Here is a 17,515-nt window from a genome sequence, read left to right on the forward strand (position 1 = left end):
GGTTGTTTTAGACAATTACCATTAAAGGCGCTGCGGCTTTTTTATTCAAGTGTTCGGTTTAATTTTACAATCTACCTATTAGATAACTTTAATTTTGCTTAGTTTGGAGAGAAAATGAGTATTTTTAGTAAGTTAATGTGGTTTTTCAAGGCTAATAAGCGGCTCTACATCTTAGGGTTGTCTTTTTTGTTGCTGACGGAAATTTCACAAATGGTATCACCGGCACTCATTGGTCGCTTTACTGATGTTTTAGTGGCGCGACAAGTCACTAGTCAAAGCTTAGTGATTTATGGTGGTGGTATTCTACTGTTTTCTATTTTAATGTATGGTTTTCGTTACGCATGGATCACACATATCTTTCAAGGATCTGCTTTGCTGGAACGAACACTAAGGCAACGATTATTTGATCATTATATGCAAATGGATACAACCTTTTATCAACGTCGCCGTACCGGAGATTTAATGGCACATGCGACCAACGATCTTTCGGCAATTCAACGCGTCGCTTCTGGTGGTGTGTTGATGTTAGTTGATTCGATTGTCATTATTATCTTCACTGTCATTTCAATGACTTTTGTCGTTGATTGGCGCTTGACACTCATTGGCGTTTTGCCACTACCTTTGCTAGCTTGGGGTGTTCGTTACTTATCACCAAAGATTAGACGTGCTTTCACTGCCTCGCAAGAAGCTTTTTCACGGCTTTCTAATAAATCGCAAGAGTCAATTGCAGGCATCAAAGCGATTAAAACTTTAGGACAAGAACAACAAGACGTTGCATCTTTTACAAGTGAAGTCAAAAAAACAATTGAAATTAATAAAAAAGTCGCTAAAATTGATTCAATGTTTGGTCCAATGGCAACACTTGTGATGACAATTAGTTATGTGGTCATGGTGACATACGGTGGTTCTTTGGTAACGAATCAGACGATTACGATCGGACAACTGGTTTCTTTTTCTACTTATCTAGGCTTATTAGTTTGGCCCATGTTTGGTCTAGGACAGTTATTCAATGTGTTGGAACGTGGGAATGCATCATACATGCGAGTACAGGAAATTTTAGCAGAGAAATCGGCTATTGTTGAAGATGAGTCAGGTCGTGAAACTTTAGCTCATGGTGATGTTGCCATAGACATTGATGAATTTAAGTACCCTGATGATGAGACAACAACTGCCTTATCTGATGTTCATTTGAAAATCAAATCTGGTGAAACGTTAGGATTAGTTGGACGTGTTGGCTCTGGTAAAACCACATTGATTAAATTATTGCTGCGTCAGTTTGACGGTTACGAAGGAAGTATCACTGTGGGTGGCATTGACATCAAGCAATATAAGTTAAGAGCTTATTTGAGAGCAATTGGCTATGTGGCGCAAGAAAATTTTTTGTTTTCAACGACAGTATTGGATAATATTCGCTTTGCAGATTTAACTAAAACAACAGTTGAAGTTGAAGAGGCGGCAAAAAAAGCTGCTTTTCACGACGATGTTTTAGGTTTTCCAGAGGGATATGATACTGAGGTGGGTGAACATGGTGTTAGCCTATCAGGTGGACAAAAGCAACGTTTGGCCATTGCACGTGCTTTAATCGTTGATCCAGAAATTTTGATATTAGATGACGCCTTATCGGCTGTTGATGCACGTACGGAGAAACAAATTTTGGGTGCGTTGAATTCAGAGCGACAAGATAAAACGACTATTATTGCTGCTCATCGTATTAGTTCGGTCATGAATGCTGATGAGATTATTGTCTTTGACGATGGTCAAATCAAGGAACGTGGAACGCATGCCGAATTGTTGGCGTTAAATGGTTGGTACGCACGTATGTATGCGCAACAACAGTTAGCGACTCAATTAGATGAACAGTTGTCAGCGAAGGAGGAAAATAATGCCTGAAAAAAATGAATCAGTTTGGGCTAAAAGTATTCCAGTAAAAGAACAGCTTCATGTCATCTGGACGTTAATCAAGATGGCTAAGCCATTTCGGTCAATGTTCATTTGGGCGTTGTTAATTGGTGCTGCTTTTGCATTATTGCAGGCAGCTGCACCACGTGTGATTTCTTATTATATGACAAACTATTTGCACCAAACGACAAGCGTTCCTTTGCAAATAACAATTAGTTTTGCTGTATTGGTAGCTGTTATTCGGATTTTACAAGCTGTCACGGACGCTTTGAATGCCTATTATTTTTCGGTGGCAGGTGAATATGCTTTAGAAGATATTCGAATTCGTGTCTTTAAAAAATTGCATACGCTGGGAATGCGCTTTTTCGATCAAGTGCCTGCTGGTTCACTAGTAACGCGTGTCAACAATGATACAGCGTCGTTAACTGACTTTTGGCGATTCTTTATGGAGTTGACATTTGCTGTAATGAGCATGATTGGTGCTTACATTGGTATGTGGACAGTTGACGTGAAAGCGACGTTACTTATGTTAGTTGTTGTGCCTTTTATTGTTGCCAGTATCATCGCTTATCAGCGGTTTTCATCAAGCCTTTTTCGACATATGCGAGAAAGGTTGTCGGCATTGAATGCAAAAATTGCCGAAAGTATCACTGGTATTGATGTGATTCAAGAGTTTTACCAAGAAGATCGCTTTAAAAAAGAGTTTTCCAAAATCAACGGTGAATATTTTAATGCCAGATTTAAAATGGTTAAGGCAGATGCCTTACTACTCGAACCTATGATTGATATGTTACTAGGTGGTGCAACAGTCCTAATTCTTTGGTATTTCGGTGAATTATCAATGCATACAGGGGTGGCCGCTGGTGTAATTTATGCATTTACTACCTATTTAAATAACATTTTTGGACCGTTAGAAAATATTATGAGTTTATTCAGTCCATTTCAAGAAGGATTGGTGTCTGGCTACAGAATTTTGGGCATTTTAGCAGATGAAACATATTCCCCTGCTCAAAATGCCAATGCGCAAGGCGATATTACTGATGGCAAAATAGAATTTAAGCATGTCAATTTCAGTTATGATGGTCAGCATCAAATTTTAAAGGACCTGACGTTTACGGCCCATCCGGGTGAAACAGTTGCTTTGGTAGGACATACAGGTTCTGGAAAAAGCTCGACAATTAATACATTAATGCGATTTTATGAGTTCCAAAGTGGCGAAATCTTGATTGATGGGCAGGATATTCGAGATGTTAGTATGAAAAACTTACGTCAAAAAATGGGATTAGTTTTGCAAGAACCATTTATGTTTTTTGGTGATATTGCTTCGAATATTCGAATGTACGATGACAGTATTTCTGACGTGCGTGTTAGGGAAGCTGCGCAATTTGTAGGTGCCAACACTTTCATTGAGAAATTAGACAATCAGTATAGCGCCAAAGTACAAGAAGGTGGATCTGGTTTTTCGGCCGGAGAAAAGCAATTAATTAGTTTTGCGCGAACTATTGTGCAGGATCCTAAAATCTTAATTTTGGATGAAGCAACGGCAAATGTCGACACTGAGACTGAAACATTGATTCAAAAATCATTGAAAAAAATGCGTGAAAATAGGACAACTATTGCTATTGCTCACCGACTATCGACGATTAAGGATGCTAACTTAATCCTTGTTTTAGATGAGGGACGTGTCGTTGAACGCGGTACGCATGAATCGTTGTTAGCACAGAAAGGACGTTACTATGACTTGTATCGTTTGCAAGGTGTCAACGACGCTATTGTTGAATAAAGGTTGAAATTAATATTTTTGTTATAAAACCTGACATAACTTTGACTAAATTAACAAAATGTGCGTAAAATGGAACTAGAACAGACTGGGCTAGAACTCTACGTTCGTCCAGTTTTTTTGATATCGTGAGTGCTTAAGGCAATCACAACGAGTGAAAAGGAGAATTAGGTCATGTCAATGATTGAATTTAAGAATGTTGAGAAATATTACGGGAATTTTCATGCGCTTAAGAACATTAATTTGGAAATTGATGAGGGCGAAACAGTTGTTTTGATTGGACCATCTGGGTCAGGAAAATCAACTTTAATTCGTACCGTTAATGGATTGGAAGAGATTCAAGAAGGTCAGTTACTTGTTAACGGTTTTGACCTTCATGATCCTAAAACTGACATCAACCGTATTCGCAAAAATGTCGGCATGGTGTTCCAGCACTTTAACTTGTATGATAATAAGTCGACAATTGAAAATATCATGCTAGCACCACGTCTTGTTTTAAAAAGAGACGAAGCTGAAAACAAGAGAATGGCAATGGCATTGTTAGAAAAAGTTGGTTTGGCAGATAAGGCTGCTAATATGCCTTCTGAACTTTCTGGTGGTCAAAAGCAACGTGTTGCGATTGCACGTTCACTAGCTATGCAACCGAAGGCCCTTCTATTTGATGAACCTACTTCTGCATTGGATCCAGAAATGATTGGTGATGTTTTGGATGTTATGCGTGATATTGCTAAAGATTCATCAATGACCATGCTAGTCGTGACACACGAAATGAGTTTTGCTAAGGCAGTTGCTGACCGTGTTATCTTTATGGCTGACGGTCAAATTCTTGAAGATAGCTCAACAGAAGCATTCTTTAATAATCCAACTGAGCCACGAGCGCAACAATTCTTGAGTCAAGTTGAGCATCACTAAAATTTAGATTGGGAGGAAAAGTGTTAAAAATGTTACGGATGTCAACAATAATCGGTAAAATTTTTAATGCAACATTATTATGGAAAAAGCTAAAAAAAGACAGTTCGGCATTATTGCTACAATCGTCTTAGCTGCCGTTATTGTCCTCGGTCTAATGTGGGCAACAGCTACCGCTAAGAAAAACCAAGAACATCAAGACACTTTGGCTCGTGTTGAAAAGCTGGGCCGAATTGTGTGGGGTGTTAAAGCAGATACCAAATTATTCGGTTTGATGGATACAAAGACAGGTATTTCTAAAGGATTTGATGTTGATATTGCCAAAGCGCTGACTGTACAATTATCTAAGCAAACTGGTGTGCCAATGTCTGCTGAATTTGTACCTGTTTCATCATCGTCAAAAATTCAACTTTTGAAAAACACTAACATTGATGGCACTGTGTCCACAATGACTATCACGCCAGAACGTGAAAAAATTATTGACTTTACAAAACAGTATTTTGATGCCGGACAATCAATTCTAGTTAAAAAGGATTCGGGCATCAAGTCAATTAAGGATATGAATGATTCAAAGTACACGATTATTGTGGTCGTAGGTACAACAGCTGCGGAAGAAACTAAAAAGTTCGCACCTAAAGCGAAATTGTTGGCCGTTCAAGACTATGCAACTGGCATGCAAGCCTTAAAGGCCGGACAAGGTCAAGCAATGTCAACTGACAATGCGATCTTATATGGTTTTGCAACTGAAAACCCTGATTATCAAATTGTTGGTGGCACATTTACACACGGACCTTATGGTATTGCCTTTGATAATGATCAAGGACCAATGATTCGAGAGACTAATAAAGCCTTGGCTACATTGAAGAAAAATGGTGTATACAATAAATTGATTAAAAAATGGTTCAGCAATGTGCCGGGTCTCGATTGGCATGAATTGGAGGCGAAATAATGGATTTATTACAGAATAATTTTTCGACATTTTTGCAGGGATTTGGGTATACGTTGTTATCAAGTATTATTGCGCTAGTTGCTTCAATGATTTTGGGTACATTCTTTGCTATTTTGCAGATTTTACCCCAAAAATGGGTACAAAAGGTTGGTAACATCTATGTGCAAGTCTTTCGTAACATTCCCTTATTAATTATTACTTTCTTCTTCTTCTTGGTTGTTGCAAAGTTAATACCAATGAATGGGTTCACTGCTGGGACAATTGCTTTGTCATTATACACATCAGCCTTTATTGCAGAAACAGTTCGCGCGGGTATTTTATCAGTGAACAGTGGACAAATGGAAGGTGCTCGTGCCAATGGTTTGTCTTTCTGGCAGGCGATGCAACACATTGTATTACCACAAGCCTTTAAAATAGCATTACCATCACTTGGTAACCAGTTCATTAATTTGGTAAAAAACTCATCCATTTTGGCTTTTGTCGGTGGTCTTGATTTGATGTATCAAGGTAATATGGTTGCAGCTAACACATTTGATACGTTTGGCACATACATTATTGTTGCGCTTTTCTATCTAGTGATTACACTACCATTGAGTTACTACATGCAGCATCTTGAACGTAAACTAAAGCACGCGGCTTAAGGAGGACATTATGGTTACATTAGGAATTTTTGACGCCTTTACACCACAGAACGTCCAATATTTGTTGGGTGGTTTAGGCATTACAGTTGGTGTCTCAGTTATTTCAGTTATTTTAAGTTTCATTGCAGGTTCGGTGATCGGTATTATTCAATTTGAGAGATTACCGTATTTTTCAAAGTTTGTTGCGACAATTAATAATATTATCCGTAACTTGCCTTTGCTATTGATTATTTTCTTTGTTTACTTTGCTTTACCAAAGTTAGGAATTCACTTGCCAATATTTTGGGCTACGGTTGTGGCTATGAGTACATTTGAGTCTTCAATGTTGGCTGAAATTGTTCGTGGTGGACTTGAGTCAATTGATAAAGGTCAGTTTGAAGGTGCACGTGCCAACGGTCTTTCTAACTTGCAAACAATGTTTTACATTGTATTGCCACAAGCTTACAAGAAGATGATTCCACCAATTATTTCACAGTTGATATCATTGGTTAAGGATACGAGTTTGGCAATGGGAATTGTCTTGTCAGAAATGACTTATCGTGGTCAAATTATCTATGCACAGAATTCAACGTATATCATTCCTGTGTTGATTGTGATTACCCTAATTTATTTCTTACTAAATTACGGATTGTCCTTAATCGCAAGATGGTTTGATAGTAAGTTAGCTTAAATTGATGAGAGAGAATTGACGCTAATTAGGCTGATTAGATCAAATAAGGTTCGGATTGCCAGTGTATTTCTACTATAAACGTTATATTATACGTTAAATCGCAGTAAAATCTTAAAAGATAACAAAATGAATTGCAAATGAGAAATGCACATGGTAAACTAATAGCATTGTTAGCAAAAAAGTATATCGGGAGGATATATTAACATGGATACATGGAAGAAATGGGCAATTGGCGCAGCCGTTGTCGTTGTGGTAGGTGGCGGAACACGCGCCGCTGGCCTCTGGGGTGGTTCGAATGGATCATCAAATGCACTTAAGTTTTCTTTCCCAACAGAAATCCAAACATTGGATTTCTCAAAGAATACAGATACTTATTCTGGAACAATTATTGGTAATACAGGCGCTAACTTGTTGCGTGTCAATGCTAAAGGTAAGGCTGTGCCTGAATTGGCTAAGTCAGTTAAAGTTTCCAAAGATGGTTTGACTTATACAGCAACTCTACGGAGTGGTTTGAAGTGGTCTGATGGCTCATCTTTGACAGCCAAAGATTTTGTTTATTCATGGCAACGTATTGTTGATCCAAAGACAGCATCACAATATTCTTATCTGGCCTCAGGTGTGAAAAATGCTGATGCTATTACTGCTGGTAAAGCTAAAGTTAGCACTTTGGGTGTCTCAGCAAAGGGCAATGTTATTACGTTCAAGCTTGAACGCGCAATGCCACAATTTAACTATTTGTTGACATTTGCTAATTTCATGCCACAAAAGCAAAGCTTTGTTGAAAAGCAAGGCAAGAAGTATGGTACAACTTCTGCAAAGCAGCTATATTCTGGTCCTTATAAGTTTGAAGGATGGAATGGTACTAACAACAGCTTTAAGTTAGTGAAAAATGATAACTATTGGGATGCCAAAAGTGTTAAGACAAAAGAAATTGACTATTCTGTTGTTAAAAAGCCAGAAACGGCTGTCCAATTATACAAGCAAGGCAAGTTAGATCGTGCTTCAATCTCAACACCTGAACTATATGCTGCTAACAAGAGCAATAAGGATAAGGTGAAGGTTCCTGAAGCAACGACAGCCTATATCGAATATAACCAAACTGGTAAGAACAAGTTCTTGGCTAACACAAAGATCCGTCAAGCTTTGAACCTTGCAACTAACCGTAAAGAATTGGTTGATCAAGTAACATCAGGTATTTCAACACCAGCTAATGGTTTGGCACCACAAGGCTTGGCTAAGACTGCATCAGGTGAAGATTTGGCTAAGTACGCAGCACCTGGCTATAAGTATGATGCTAAAGCAGCTGCTAAGTTGTTCGCTGAAGGTTTGAAAGAAGTTGGCGAAACAAAGATGACTTTGACAATTACTTCTGATGCTGACAGTTCTGCTGCCAAGACGACATTGGATTACCTACAAGGCTCATTGCAAAAACCTTTGCCTGGTTTGAAAGTTGAAGAAAAGTTTGTGCCATTCAAGCAACGTTTGTCAGATTCTCAAACGCAAAACTTTGAAGCTGTTGTCTCACTTTGGGGTGGTGACTATCCAGAAGGCTCAACATTCTATGATTTGTTTAAGAATGGTGCATCATACAACCATGGTCAATTCAAGAACAGTGCCTACACTGCAGCTGTCAACAAGGCAGAAACAACAGATGCTTTGAATGATGCAGCCCGTGATTCAGATTATAAGACTGCTGAAGCTGCATTGTATAAGGATGCTAACTTCAACCCATTGTACTTCCGTGCAGGATATTCATTGGCTCGCCCAAGTGTTAAGGGTATTATCACTAACACAACTGGCTTGAACATTGATTTCAAATACGCCTACCGTAAGTAAGTAATTTATGATAGAATTAAACTACATTTAATTAAAAATGAGAATTGACATATGTCAATTCTTATTTATTAGGAAGTCAAGACTATGGTGAAATACATTTTAAAGCGATTGGCGCTTTTAATTTTCACGTTATTCTTAGTGATTACTGCAACTTTTTTCCTGATGCAAATTATGCCTGGAACACCGTTCAATAACCCTAAGCTAACGCCACAAATGATCGCCCAATTGAACAAAGCATACGGATTGGATTTGCCGCTTTGGCAACAATATCTTCATTATTTAGTAAACGCCTTTCGTGGTGATTTTGGAACGTCGTTCCAATACCAGAACCAAAGTGTTAGCATGTTGATTGGTCAGCGTTTGCCAATCTCAGCACAACTTGGCGCGCAAGCTTTGGTTGTAGGCGTGATTGCTGGTTTGCTCATGGGTGCCGCATCAGCACGCAATAAAAATAACAAAATTGATGGTCTCTTGGGTGTTGTTTCGACTCTTGGTATTTCCGTACCAAGTTTCATATTAGGTATTATCTTTTTGTACCTGTTTGGATTCAAGTGGCCTTTGTTCCCAGTTTCCGGCTGGGGAGACTCATTTTCACAGTCAGTCTTGCCAACATTGGCTTTGGCTGTGACACCAGCGGCTGTTGTGACACGGTTTGTTCGTTCAGAAATGATTGAAGCATTGAGCTCTGACTACGTACAATTAGCTCGCGCTAAAGGTCTTAGTGAAAAAGAAGTTGTTAATAAACATGCCTACCGTAACTCTATGATTCCTGTATTAACATTGATTGGACCAATGGCGGCTGGTTTGTTAACCGGTTCCACATTGATTGAAAATATTTTCTCAATTCCAGGTATCGGGCAACAATTCGTTTCTTCAATTCCAACTAAAGATTTCCCAGTAATCATGGGAACAACTATCGTATATGCATTGATGCTGATGGTTATGATTCTGATTACGGATATCTTGACGGCAATTGTTGATCCACGTGTTCGGTTGCAATAAGGAGGCTCATGATGGCTGCAAATACAGAAGACTTTGTCATCGTTGGCGCACAAAACTCCGAAGCCAACGAACATATTTCTAAGCCTGCCTTGTCATTTTGGCAAGATGCTTGGCGTCGATTAAAATTAAATAAATTAGCTGTGATTTCACTTTGGTTCTTAGTGTTTATTCTCGGCTTCGCATTAGTATCAAATTTCTTTGTGACGCAAAATAAAGCCAACGCTTTTGATTCTGATAACGTTGGTAAATATAAAAACTTACCACCAAACTCAGGTTTACCAATTCCAGGGTGGGACGGTAAGCTGAAAGAACCAGGTGCCACGGATACCACTGATCCTTACAAAAATAATAATGTTAAGCAAAACTTCATTTTGGGAACTGACAACATTGGACGTTCACTAGGAAAACGTGTTATCGTGGGTCTTCGTATCTCATTGTTAGTCGCGATTTCAGCAACATTTATTGATTTGTTGATTGGCGTTACTTATGGTGTGTTCTCCGGTTGGAAAGGTGGTTGGGTTGACGTTGTCATGCAGCGTATCATTGAAATTCTTTCCTCGGTGCCCAATTTGATTGTTGTAACTATGTTTGGTTTGTTGCTGGGTAACGGTGTCACATCAATCATTATTGCGATTGCGATTACTGGTTGGCTAAGTATGGCACGACAAGTGCGCAACATGACACTCTCGTTGAAAGAACGTGATTATGTCTTGGCTGCCAAATCTCTTGGTGAAAGTTCAACTAAAATTGCGATTAAGCATTTGATTCCCAATATGGCTGGTACAATTATTGTTCAAATCATGATGACAGTACCAAGTGCAATCATGTTTGAAGCCGTCTTGTCTGCCATTAACTTGGGTGTTAAGCCACCAACGGCTTCTCTTGGTTCATTGATTTCTGATGCTCAAAGCATGTTGCAATTCTACCCTTACCAGGTTTTGATTCCTTCTGGTGTGTTGGTATTGATTTCGTTGGCGTTTATCTTGCTGGGTGACGGCTTACGAGATGCCTTTGACCCACGTGCTAGTGAAGATTAAGAGGTGCAAGTACTTATGAGTAATCCTATATTAAGAGTTGAAAATTTGCACGTCAATTTCAATACCTATGCTGGTACGGTGCAGGCCATTAGAGACGTGTCATTTGATTTGAATCAAGGCGAAACTTTGGCAATTGTTGGTGAGTCTGGGTCAGGAAAGTCAGTCACAACCAAGACATTGATGGGTCTAAATGCCAAGAACGCTGTAATTCCTGAGAATAGTCGTCTTTTGTTCAAAGACAAAAATTTGTTGGAATTGTCAGAAGAAGAGTGGCAACATGTTCGTGGTAATGAAATTGCTATGATATTCCAAGATCCGATGACTAGTTTAGATCCAACGATGAAGATTGGTCAGCAAATTGCTGAACCATTAATTAAACATCAAGAGTTGAGTGAAAAAGATGCTTTGGCTCGTGCTTTGGAATTGATGAAGGGCGTTGGTATTCCTAACGCTGAAGAACATATTAACGATTACCCTCACCAATGGTCTGGTGGTATGAGACAGCGTGCTGTTATTGCAATTGCTTTGGCTGCTGATCCTGAAATTTTGATAGCTGATGAGCCAACAACCGCTTTGGATGTTACGATTCAAGCACAAATTTTAAATTTAATGAAGCAATTACAAAAGCAGTCTAATTCTTCAATTATTTTCATTACCCATGATTTGGGTGTTGTGGCGGGTATGGCTGATCGTGTGGCTGTCATGTATGCTGGTAAAATCGTCGAGTATGGCACGGTTGATGAGATTTTCTTTAATCCACAACATCCGTACACTTGGGGGCTATTAAATTCAATGCCTACCACGGATACGGCGGAAGGCTCATTGCAGGCTATTCCTGGTACACCACCTGACTTGTTAGAGCCACCATTGGGCGATGCTTTTGCACCACGAAATTCGTATGCACTTGCAATTGATAGTAAAGAAGAACCACCGTTCTTTAAAATTAGTGATACACATTATGCCGCTACTTGGTTACTTGATGAGCGAGCACCTAAAGTGACGCCACCTGCACAGATTTTGAAGCGTTGGGCACGATGGGAAGAATTACAAGGACAGGAGGCTTAATCATGACTGAAGAAACACCAAAAAAATTGGTTGAGCTGAATGATTTACAATTGTACTTTAACAAGGGAAAAGCCAATGAAGTACGTGCTATTGACCATGTTAGTTTTGATATCTATGAAGGTGAAGTGTTTGGTCTTGTGGGTGAGTCCGGTTCAGGTAAGACGACAATTGGCCGTACCATTTTGAAGCTATACGAACCAAATGGTGGCACTATGACCTTTGATGGTGAAGATATTACCAAACTTAAGGGTAAAGAGTTATCTAATTTCCGTAAAAACGCGCAAATGATTTTTCAAGATCCACAAGCTAGTTTGAATGGGCGAATGAAAGTACGTGATATCATTGCCGAAGGAATTGATATCAACCATTTGGCAAAATCAAAAGATGAACGAAACGCTAAAGTTCAGGAATTACTTGATTTAGTTGGCTTAAACAAAGATCACGCCACGAGGTACCCACATGAATTTTCTGGTGGTCAGAGGCAGCGAATTGGAATTGCACGAGCGTTAGCTGTTGATCCAAAGTTTATCATTGCGGATGAACCTATTTCTGCTTTGGATGTTTCAATTCAAGCACAAGTTGTCAATTTAATGAAAGAATTGCAGAAAAAGCATTCATTGACATATCTGTTTATTGCGCATGATTTGTCGATGGTGAAATATATTTCAGACCGTATTGGTGTGATGCATTGGGGTAAGTTATTAGAAATTGGTACTTCAGATGCCGTTTATAATCATCCACTACATCCTTATACAAAGAGTCTGTTATCAGCTATTCCAGTACCAGATCCTGAAGCTGAAAATTTGAGGCAACACGTTGATTATGATACAACCATTGAAACTGATGGCAAAGAACGTAGCATGATTGAAGTTAATCCAGGACATTTTGTCTTGGCTACGCCGGAAGAAGCAGAGCAATATAAGCAACAACAAAAGTAAACATAGATTAGCCGGCCTTTATTGGTCGGCTTTTTTGTAAACAAAAGCCAAAAGTGTATAATATTTATTAGTTAATTAAGAAAAAGAAATGAGAATTGGAATGACAAGATTACAAGATGATTTTTATGATGCAATTAACGGTGAGTGGGCTAAAACAGCTGAAATACCAGCTGATAAACCGTCAACTGGTGGCTTTAATGATTTAGCCATTGGCATCGAAAATTGGTTGTTGTCAACGACTAATGAATGGCAACATGGTGAGAATATACCAAAGGATGATATATTGCAACAGTTTATTGCTTATCATCGTTTGACGGCCGATACACAAACACGGGATAAAATTGGTGTCGCGCCAGTAATGCCTTTGCTGGCGCAATATAAAGGGTATCAATCGTTTGCTGATTTTGCATCCCATATTGCTGAACTTGAGCAAAAAGGATTACCCAATGCATTGCCATTTGGAATTGAACCGGATTTTAAGAATGCGAAACTAAATGTTTTGTGGGCTGGGAGCTTACCATTATTATTGCCAGACACGACATATTACACCCCTGATAATGATCAAGCTAAAGTATTACTAGCGAAATTTCGTGAACAGCAAATGACATTATTGCCTCAGTTTGGCTTTTCAAGTGATGAAACGGAAGCAATGATTGACAATTACATTGCTTTGGACGCCAAAGTTGCAAGTGTTTCGTTGAGTCGGGAGGAACAAAATGAATATGCTAAATTGTATCACCCTTATCAATGGAAAAATTTTGTTGAACAAGCGTCTGAGTTGCCACTAAATGATATTATTAAATCCTTGATTGGACAGATACCGGATGAAATCATTGTACCTGCAGAACGTTTTTGGGCTTCTGCAAATCAATTTTATTCTGAGGACGCATGGCCATTATTGAAAGATTATCTGCTAATAAACGTTGCTAATGAGTACACTGATTTGTTGAGTGATGATTTGCGTGTCTTGGGTGGCGCTTACGCGAGAGCTTTACAAGGCTTGCCTGAAGCTAAAAGTACCGAGAAAGCAGCTTTTTACTTGGCAGAAGCCCCATTTAGCCAAGCGATTGGCATGTATTATGCACATGAGAAATTTTCTCCGGAGGCAAAAGCGGACGTTGAATCAAAGGTAGCGACGATGATTGATGTCTATAAAAATCGTTTGCAAAACGTTACTTGGTTGACGCAGGCGACACGGGACAAAGCAATTATCAAACTTAACGCAATTGTGCCTCATATTGGTTATCCTGATAAGCTGCCAGATCGTTTGGCTCAAAAGACAGTTGATGAAGGTGCCACATTGTTTGAGTCTGCAGCTAAATTTAGGCAAATTGAGATTGCCCATGCTTGGCAACAATGGCATCAACCAGTTGATGAAAATGAATGGCAAATGCCAGCACACTTGGTTAACGCTTACTATGATCCGCAACAAAATCAAATTTTCTTTCCGGCGGCCATTTTACAAGCACCATTTTATAGCTTAAATCAATCTTCATCAGCTAATTATGGTGGTATCGGCGCAGTGATTGCTCATGAAATTTCTCATGCTTTCGATACCAATGGTGCGTCATTTGATGAATTTGGTAGTTTAAATAATTGGTGGACTGATGCAGATTATGCTGCCTTCAAAGAACGTACACAGCAAGTTGTTGATCAATTTGATGGCTTGGACTCATACGGCGCCAAGGTGAATGGAAAGTTAACGGTGTCAGAAAACGTAGCTGATTTGGGTGGTTTAGCTGCTGCTTTGGCCGCTGCCAAACGAGATGAGGATTTTTCATCTGAAGCATTCTTTACTAATTGGGCTGCTATTTGGCGTATGAAAGCACGTCCTGAGTATATGCAGTTGTTAGCGGCAATGGATCCGCATGGTCCTGCTAAGGCGCGCGTTAATGTACAATTGAAAAATTTTGACGACTTTTTCACAACATTTGATGTTAAAGAAACTGATGGTATGTGGTTGGCGCCAGATAAGCGTGTCCAAATTTGGTGATAACTGTTCTGTAAAATACTGTAATAATATGATTTATGCTCAAATAATTGTATGTTTTGATTAGTTAATGAGTGAAAATATAGCAAAACATCGTTTTTTTGTCTTTTATGTCAAAATTGCTTGCTATCATTCTCATTTTCTGGTATTATAATATAGTTGTTTGAGATATGGGAGTGTAGCGAAGTCTGGCTAAACGCGACGGACTGTAACTCCGTTCCTTCGGGTTCGTAGGTTCGAATCCTACCGCTCCCATTGCCGATTTAATAGTTAACGGCAAAATAAATTAACTATTGCCCCTTCGCCAAGCGGTAAGGCATCGGTTTTTGGTACCGACATGCGCTGGTTCGAATCCAGCAGGGGCAATTGCTAAAGGAACTTGGGAAAGTTCCTTTTTTGTATATAATTGTCATGATAAGAATTGCCTAGTAAGAGGTGTCAATGATGAATTTTTTTATGAATAAAAGAATTGGACATGGTAATAGCGGTGTTGAACACGCGCAATTTTATCGAGCCCAATGCTTCCGTGAAAAAAACATGGCTTTCAAATTGATTTACACTGATTATCTACCGCAGCTTCATGAACATATGAAGGAATGGCATTTAAAGGAAAATGAAGTTATCGGTCTGTATGATTATTTATTAAGTGATGAGCCAACAGATTATTTGAAAAACGGATTAAATGATACAAAAGTTTACCAACAGCACGTTTTAGTGGATTTTGTTGATACCCAAAGATTGATAAATCAACAAACAACCGGTCATTATCAAGCGACCATATTAAAAAATAAACGTTTTGATAGCAAGAAAAATGTTTATTTAGTTGGGGACGACCGTGTCATTTTAGAAAATGGGCAACATCGTGTGACTTGGCATTATCGTTATTCTGAATCACTGGGTAAAACCATGACCAACATTCATGTCTCGCAATTTCGTGGTCGGGATTATTTATTTGCGACTTTTGAAGAATTACTCGTATTTTTTTTGTTAGAATTGCAACGTGAATTTGCTAATAATTGTTATTTTGTTGATCGTGGCACTGACAATGAGGAAGCACTTATTACTTTGAAGCACCGAGGATATCAGTTGAAAATCATTGACATTGTGCATGCAGCTCATTTGGTTTCCTATCAGAATGGTCGGCCATTATGGAATAACTATTATCAATATATGTTTGATCATTTAGATGATATTGACAAGGTAATTGTCGCGACAACTTTGCAGCAAAATGATATGTTGTCACAATTGCGTGATAGCGGTTTCTCAGTCGATTCTCATAAAATAATAGCGATTCCAGTCGGTGGTGTTAGTCAAATTGCGGCGCCAAAAAAATGGGCTGGTAATGTCGCAAAATTCGTCATGGTTTCACGACTACACCCAGAAAAAAAGATAGCGCACATTATTGAGTCGATTGCGCAACTTAATCAAGACGGTTTTGCTGCCACTTTGTCAATATATGGTACGGGAAATGAAGAAAAAAAATTAAAACAGCTCATTAACGACTACCATTTGAATGACAAAATCACTTTAAAGGGATTGAGTCAGTCGATTACACGCGAGCTGCTGAACTATGACGCTTATGTTTCCGCGTCTTATTCGGAGGGTTTCGGTTTGACCTACATGGAAGCGTTGGGAGCAGCACTACCAGTTGCGTCCTATGCTAATTTGTACGGTGCACAATCGTTGATTAAAGATGGTAAAAACGGTCATTTAGCAGAATTTGATCGTCATAACAAAAAAGAAGCTGCCAATATTGCTCACTTGTCAGCAGCAATGAGACTTATTTTTACAGATTATGATGCATTATCGGAGGGTGCTGCATTGACTGCTGAAAACTTTCAAGTCAAAAGAATAGCTGATCAATGGGCACGTGTTGTTGAGGTGCTATCATGAAAATTGAAATTATCAATTCTTTATCGATTACGCAATTAGATGGTATTGCTTGGCAAATCGAACAAGTGAAACTCGGTCATAGTGATGAATTATGGGTTGCCACGCCCCATGAAGATGCTGTTTACCTCATTAAAAAAATGGGATTGCCACCTGATAAGGTGTTTGACATGTACGGGCAACAATATTTTTCAACAATCGATGAAACAAAAGGTATTTGGTGGTCAGATTTAGCCGTGCCAAATGAAAGCCAAATCATCATCAATCAAGATGGCACTAAAAGTATCATGAGCTGTGGTCGTGAGTTGGCAAAAGTGAGGTGGTTTAGTCATTCTAAGCGACTAGTACAAGCTGTGACGTGGTATGATGGCGACGGCAAAATTGACTATAAAGATATTTATCGACGTGACGGCCGCTTGTTTGCTAAACAGTATTTTAGTGAGGGGGAACTATTGCAATCTGATTTTTATCTTGGCAATAACAAAGTGGTTGTTCAAGATTTTTATGCTGATGGGCATTGTAATTTAGTCGTGGCTTTTGGACATAAATTTCGGCGACAGAGTGATTATATTACAGATGTCGGTAATCAACATGTCAACAATCAGTACAATGTGACACAGCTTGGTCGTTCAATTGACTTTGCACCACAAAAAACCAAACTGACATTATTTAATGATGTGACTGATAAGAATGGTCGCATTTTGAAAGAAGTATCTGCTATTTTAAAGAATAAACATCATCCAATTGAGGTAATTTTGGTTAAACCACAAGACGCAATAACCTTGAAAATGTCTGGTTTACCTGGGCAAAAAGTGCATGTTATCAAGCATGAACCCCAAAAATAGTTATCATCGTGCAATTTTTCACACACCAAGCAAGACAATTAAAGCGTTTTGTTTTATAATAGAA

The 17,515-nt window shown here is 38.9% G+C and carries 14 protein-coding genes and 2 tRNA genes; all 16 read left to right on the plus strand.

What is annotated here, in order from left to right; translation table 11 throughout:
* Positions 1-114 precede the first annotated feature (114 nt).
* The 16 genes from IEU71_RS05775 to IEU71_RS05850 all read left to right on the plus strand — a co-directional run bounded on the left by IEU71_RS05775 (position 115) and on the right by IEU71_RS05850 (position 17,451).
* Complete coding sequence (locus tag IEU71_RS05775; protein WP_004911585.1) at positions 115-1,890, plus strand: ABC transporter ATP-binding protein; 1,776 nt, start codon at positions 115-117, stop codon at positions 1,888-1,890.
* Positions 1,883-3,682: an ABC transporter ATP-binding protein gene (locus IEU71_RS05780; RefSeq protein ID WP_036068665.1), complete on the plus strand. Its 1,800-nt coding sequence runs from the start codon at positions 1,883-1,885 to the stop codon at positions 3,680-3,682. Before IEU71_RS05775 ends, IEU71_RS05780 begins: the two co-directional genes overlap by 8 nt.
* 171 nt (positions 3,683-3,853) lie before the next feature.
* Positions 3,854-4,591: an amino acid ABC transporter ATP-binding protein gene (locus IEU71_RS05785; protein WP_004911593.1), complete on the plus strand. Its 738-nt coding sequence runs from the start codon at positions 3,854-3,856 to the stop codon at positions 4,589-4,591.
* A 79-nt stretch (positions 4,592-4,670) separates the two neighbouring features.
* Positions 4,671-5,537, plus strand: a complete 867-nt coding sequence (locus IEU71_RS05790; RefSeq protein WP_004911596.1) for a transporter substrate-binding domain-containing protein — start codon at positions 4,671-4,673, stop codon at positions 5,535-5,537.
* Positions 5,537-6,178: an amino acid ABC transporter permease gene (locus tag IEU71_RS05795; RefSeq protein WP_004911599.1), complete on the plus strand. Its 642-nt coding sequence runs from the start codon at positions 5,537-5,539 to the stop codon at positions 6,176-6,178. Before IEU71_RS05790 ends, IEU71_RS05795 begins: the two co-directional genes overlap by 1 nt.
* A 10-nt stretch (positions 6,179-6,188) precedes the next feature.
* Entirely contained in the window at positions 6,189-6,848 is a 660-nt protein-coding gene (locus tag IEU71_RS05800) for an amino acid ABC transporter permease (protein WP_004911601.1), read from the plus strand.
* 204 nt (positions 6,849-7,052) lie between these two features.
* The gene (locus IEU71_RS05805; protein WP_004911604.1) at positions 7,053-8,684 is read left to right on the plus strand and encodes a peptide ABC transporter substrate-binding protein; all 1,632 of its coding nucleotides are present in this window, start codon (positions 7,053-7,055) and stop codon (positions 8,682-8,684) included.
* Positions 8,685-8,768: 84 nt separating this feature from the next.
* A complete protein-coding gene (locus tag IEU71_RS05810; RefSeq protein WP_004911607.1) occupies positions 8,769-9,686 on the plus strand; it encodes an ABC transporter permease in 918 nt (305 codons plus the stop codon).
* An 11-nt stretch (positions 9,687-9,697) separates the two neighbouring features.
* The gene (locus IEU71_RS05815; protein WP_004911610.1) at positions 9,698-10,723 is read left to right on the plus strand and encodes an ABC transporter permease; all 1,026 of its coding nucleotides are present in this window, start codon (positions 9,698-9,700) and stop codon (positions 10,721-10,723) included.
* A 15-nt stretch (positions 10,724-10,738) separates the two neighbouring features.
* The gene (locus IEU71_RS05820) at positions 10,739-11,788 is read left to right on the plus strand and encodes an ABC transporter ATP-binding protein (protein ID WP_004911614.1); all 1,050 of its coding nucleotides are present in this window, start codon (positions 10,739-10,741) and stop codon (positions 11,786-11,788) included.
* 2 nt (positions 11,789-11,790) lie between these two features.
* Positions 11,791-12,726 carry an ABC transporter ATP-binding protein gene (locus tag IEU71_RS05825; protein ID WP_004911617.1) on the plus strand — a complete coding sequence of 312 codons (936 nt, stop codon included), beginning with the start codon at positions 11,791-11,793 and terminating at the stop codon, positions 12,724-12,726.
* 100 nt (positions 12,727-12,826) lie between these two features.
* Positions 12,827-14,719: a M13-type metalloendopeptidase gene (locus IEU71_RS05830; RefSeq protein ID WP_004911620.1), complete on the plus strand. Its 1,893-nt coding sequence runs from the start codon at positions 12,827-12,829 to the stop codon at positions 14,717-14,719.
* A 169-nt stretch (positions 14,720-14,888) separates the two neighbouring features.
* Positions 14,889-14,971 (plus strand) — tRNA-Tyr (locus tag IEU71_RS05835).
* A gap of 39 nt (positions 14,972-15,010) precedes the next feature.
* A tRNA-Gln gene (locus IEU71_RS05840) sits at positions 15,011-15,082 on the plus strand.
* A 78-nt stretch (positions 15,083-15,160) separates the two neighbouring features.
* Entirely contained in the window at positions 15,161-16,609 is a 1,449-nt protein-coding gene (locus IEU71_RS05845; RefSeq protein WP_036066571.1) for a glycosyltransferase, read from the plus strand.
* Entirely contained in the window at positions 16,606-17,451 is an 846-nt protein-coding gene (locus tag IEU71_RS05850; protein WP_004911624.1) for a glycosyl transferase, read from the plus strand. Before IEU71_RS05845 ends, IEU71_RS05850 begins: the two co-directional genes overlap by 4 nt.
* Positions 17,452-17,515: the final 64 nt, after the last annotated feature.

This window comes from Leuconostoc falkenbergense (assembly GCF_014634805.1).
GTDB lineage: Bacteria > Bacillota > Bacilli > Lactobacillales > Lactobacillaceae > Leuconostoc > Leuconostoc falkenbergense.

What these genes read in the sequence shown, in the direction of transcription:
- IEU71_RS05780 (WP_036068665.1), top strand. Translation starts at nt 1,883, where the DNA reads ATGCCTGAAAAAAATGAATCAGTTTGGGCTAAAAGTATTCCAGTAAAA.
- IEU71_RS05800 (WP_004911601.1), top strand. Translation starts at nt 6,189, where the DNA reads ATGGTTACATTAGGAATTTTTGACGCCTTTACACCACAGAACGTCCAA.
- IEU71_RS05810 (WP_004911607.1), top strand. Translation starts at nt 8,769, where the DNA reads ATGGTGAAATACATTTTAAAGCGATTGGCGCTTTTAATTTTCACGTTA.
- IEU71_RS05790 (WP_004911596.1), top strand. Translation starts at nt 4,671, where the DNA reads ATGGAAAAAGCTAAAAAAAGACAGTTCGGCATTATTGCTACAATCGTC.
- IEU71_RS05820 (WP_004911614.1), top strand. Translation starts at nt 10,739, where the DNA reads ATGAGTAATCCTATATTAAGAGTTGAAAATTTGCACGTCAATTTCAAT.
- IEU71_RS05785 (WP_004911593.1), top strand. Translation starts at nt 3,854, where the DNA reads ATGTCAATGATTGAATTTAAGAATGTTGAGAAATATTACGGGAATTTT.
- IEU71_RS05850 (WP_004911624.1), top strand. Translation starts at nt 16,606, where the DNA reads ATGAAAATTGAAATTATCAATTCTTTATCGATTACGCAATTAGATGGT.
- IEU71_RS05815 (WP_004911610.1), top strand. Translation starts at nt 9,698, where the DNA reads ATGGCTGCAAATACAGAAGACTTTGTCATCGTTGGCGCACAAAACTCC.
- IEU71_RS05825 (WP_004911617.1), top strand. Translation starts at nt 11,791, where the DNA reads ATGACTGAAGAAACACCAAAAAAATTGGTTGAGCTGAATGATTTACAA.
- IEU71_RS05775 (WP_004911585.1), top strand. Translation starts at nt 115, where the DNA reads ATGAGTATTTTTAGTAAGTTAATGTGGTTTTTCAAGGCTAATAAGCGG.
- IEU71_RS05795 (WP_004911599.1), top strand. Translation starts at nt 5,537, where the DNA reads ATGGATTTATTACAGAATAATTTTTCGACATTTTTGCAGGGATTTGGG.
- IEU71_RS05830 (WP_004911620.1), top strand. Translation starts at nt 12,827, where the DNA reads ATGACAAGATTACAAGATGATTTTTATGATGCAATTAACGGTGAGTGG.
- IEU71_RS05805 (WP_004911604.1), top strand. Translation starts at nt 7,053, where the DNA reads ATGGATACATGGAAGAAATGGGCAATTGGCGCAGCCGTTGTCGTTGTG.
- IEU71_RS05845 (WP_036066571.1), top strand. Translation starts at nt 15,161, where the DNA reads ATGAATTTTTTTATGAATAAAAGAATTGGACATGGTAATAGCGGTGTT.